This is a genomic window from Rubritalea sp., assembly GCF_039830215.1.
In the GTDB taxonomy this organism is placed as follows: Bacteria; Verrucomicrobiota; Verrucomicrobiia; order Verrucomicrobiales; family Akkermansiaceae; genus Rubritalea.
In genome coordinates this window covers 1-2,938 of the sequence record NZ_JBDOPO010000134.1, presented here as the reverse complement: position 1 = coordinate 2,938, position 2,938 = coordinate 1, and the positions used below count along the sequence as shown (strand labels likewise).

The window sequence follows — 2,938 nt, the reverse complement described above, 5'->3', positions numbered from 1 at the left end:
GGCTACGGGATGTAGCGCAGCCTGGCTAGCGCACCTGCTTTGGGAGCAGGGGGTCGGAGGTTCGAATCCTCTCATCCCGACAATTAAAATACCAGTTCATGACATGAATTGGGGAAACGCAGCGAGACTAACTCTTAGTCATTTACTGCTTTGGGGCGCTCCTGGGGCGCTAGAGATTCACTTAGACGTTCATCTAGCCGTTCCGCTAGGCGACTATCGAGGCCTGGCATGAGGTGTCCGTAGACATTTAATGTCGCTCGGACAGCCCCTAAGGCTTCTTTTTTGCCGCACGTCTAGCAGCAAGCTCTACTTTCTTCCTCGCGTTCTCAGCCTGGTATTCACGAATGGCGGACAAGGATTCCTTCTCACGCCAAGGCTGATCAGAAGCCAAATACTCTTTCAACTTCGGTATCTTCACACCCGTTACCTCAGTGATTTTTTGTAGGACAAGATCAGCTACTTGCTTCGCCGGAGCTTCAGTGGGAACCATTACATCATTCTTGTGAATGGAATCTAGGGGCCTTTCACGAACCCTAATAACGTTCCAACCCCCTGCTTCAAGGCTTCTATTTTTCTCGAGGTCCTTCTCAGCGCTGTTTCTATGCCAATAAGCTCCATCGAACTCAACAACAATGCTTTGGTCGTTGATAAGAATGTCTACGTCTCTTACTCGACCATCAAACCGGACTTTGTGCGCTTCAAGGTCAAAATCTATCAGAGCTGAAAGTTCATGAGCTAAACGAATTTCTTGTGCTGATCTTGGAGTTAGAGTGCAGTACGGACAACCACGACCACTAGTTCTTTTGTTTGGCGAAGCATCCCACTCATGGTGGCTGGCGACATCGCATATCCACCAATATTTCTTATTCGCTCCAGCAGCCACTTGGTCAGGAGTAACTCCTTTATTTTTTGTTGGATGCCATTGACTAGCAATCAAGGGGAATCGAGTTACTAAATTATGCGTTACTGATACCTGTTTCCCATCACACGCTGGACACCCATGTGCTGGCATAGAGGGCACTAAACCCATTCTGTGACGTGTTTGGGCTTGCCATTCATGGTCAGGTCCTTTATCGCACTTCCACCAGACGTTCTTGTGTGTCCCTATTGGTAATTTGTCTGGGGTTACATCCCCATTTTTTTCAAAATGCCATTGTTTAAGAACTTCTGGAGAGCATTGAGTAGCAATACTGTTCGTGACGGAGACTTCCCTACCAGCACACATTGGGCAGTCACTACCGTGAGTAGTTCTGTTATTGACTATCGCTTGCCATTCATGATCAGGACCTTTATCGCACTTAAACCAGTACCTTTTATTTGATCCAGCGATCACGTCTCGAGGGGTAACTCCTTTGTTTCTCGTAGGGTGCCATTCCTTACTGACCTTTGGATACAGCGTTTCTAAACTATTAGTAACTGAGGCACGCTTATTTGCGCACATTGGACAGTTCGTTCCCTTATCCCTGTTATTTCCGCTAGCTATCCATTCATGATCAGGTCCCTTTGGACATTCCCAAAAAATTTTCCGATTGGTTCCTAGAACAACATCTTCAGGCTTAAGATCACCGTTCTTTTCGTAATCCCAGTCCTTTACTAATTGAGGGGCAAGACTCGCTAACGAATTCGTTACAGAAACCCTTTGCCCAGCACAAAAAGGACACCCCCTCTTTCGATTAGTAGCTCGTTCTCCAATATTTGATTCCCATTCATGATCTGGTCCTTTTGGACATTTCCACCAAACTTTCTTTGTAGAGCCAGCGACAACATCATCTGGAGTTAACTCTCCATTGAGCGAAGGATGCCACTGTTTAGCAACATCAGGAGCCAAAGTAGCTAGAGAATTTGTCTTAGATACCCGTTTACCTGCACAGAACGGGCAACCTTTACCCTTGGAACGCTCACCAATTCTTGCTTCCCATTGATGGTCATCACCTATAGGGCATAACCATGCAACACGTTTATCTGACCCTTTAACAACGTCATTGGGCGTTAATTCGCCATTCAACGTCGGGTGCCACTGAGAAGCTATATCAGGATCCAGAGTTGCAAGAGAGTTGGTTGTAGAGACTCTCTGATTTATACAGTATGGGCATCCCTGATTTCTTCGGATTCGCTTACTTGGTGTTGTTTGCCATTCATGGTCAGGTCCCTTTGGACATTTCCACCAAACACGCTTTCCTGAGTTCTTTTCAACGCCATCGGGTGTTAAGTCACCATTCAACGTTGGATGCCATTGAGAAGCCACGTCAGGGAATAGCTCAGCTAAGGATTCTCTCTCTTTTGGCTCTCCATTCGGCATGCACCCATCGTAAATGAAATTATTGAACGCTCCTAACACCCATTCCTGTTGGGAGTGCTAATAGTTTCGGCAGCGACCGAAGAACGGCCTCCCTTAATTCAAGAAGGGTCCTGCCAAAAGAATAAGACGCCAAGCAACTAAGCCTAAACGACTCCCCACAATCCAGCGGTTGAACTCGAATCATCCAGGTAGTAACTTTAAGTTGACGCTTGGAGGCACAGATGGATCCGGTAACTCCCCACCAGTAAAAACACTGAAATAACAGGCTTCTCTTGCAAAACCGCAGGTCAGGGAAATGGCCTATTAGTCCTTATCTATAGGCATAAACCTAATAATTAACGTACGTTCAGATTCACGAACGTGGCTGCCTGCGTGGCTGTTTCTAGCCTCCCCCCCCCAATCAGGGGAAGCACCTTCTTGCCCCGTTGTAGGCCTCAGTGCCGTTAAAGTCCTAGTGCCCTACACGTATTGGTGATAGTATTTTATATGAGAATTTTTACTACAAGTTTAATTTTCTTACTTTTTTTGCCATGATTATGTCCTATATAATATCAGGTTAGCTTTTTTTAATCATATGATATTAGAAGATATAGTTATGGCAAACAAAATATCACAAAAGCAAACAAAATATATTTACTA

At 45.5% G+C, this 2,938-nt stretch carries 1 protein-coding gene and 1 tRNA gene; one reads left to right on the top strand and one right to left on the bottom strand.

Annotated features, from left to right (window positions below; all coding sequences use genetic code 11):
- Positions 1-5: 5 nt before the first annotated feature.
- Positions 6-80, top strand: a tRNA-Pro gene (locus ABGY95_RS04485).
- 188 nt (positions 81-268) lie between these two features.
- Here the strand turns inward: ABGY95_RS04485 and ABGY95_RS04480 are convergent.
- The gene (locus ABGY95_RS04480; protein WP_347440501.1) at positions 269-2,299 is read right to left on the bottom strand and encodes a zinc-ribbon domain-containing protein; all 2,031 of its coding nucleotides are present in this window, start codon (positions 2,297-2,299) and stop codon (positions 269-271) included.
- Positions 2,300-2,938: the final 639 nt, after the last annotated feature.

Coding starts and splice junctions, on each gene's coding strand:
- ABGY95_RS04480 (WP_347440501.1), bottom strand. CDS start 2,299: ATGCCGAATGGAGAGCCAAAAGAGAGAGAATCCTTAGCTGAGCTATTC.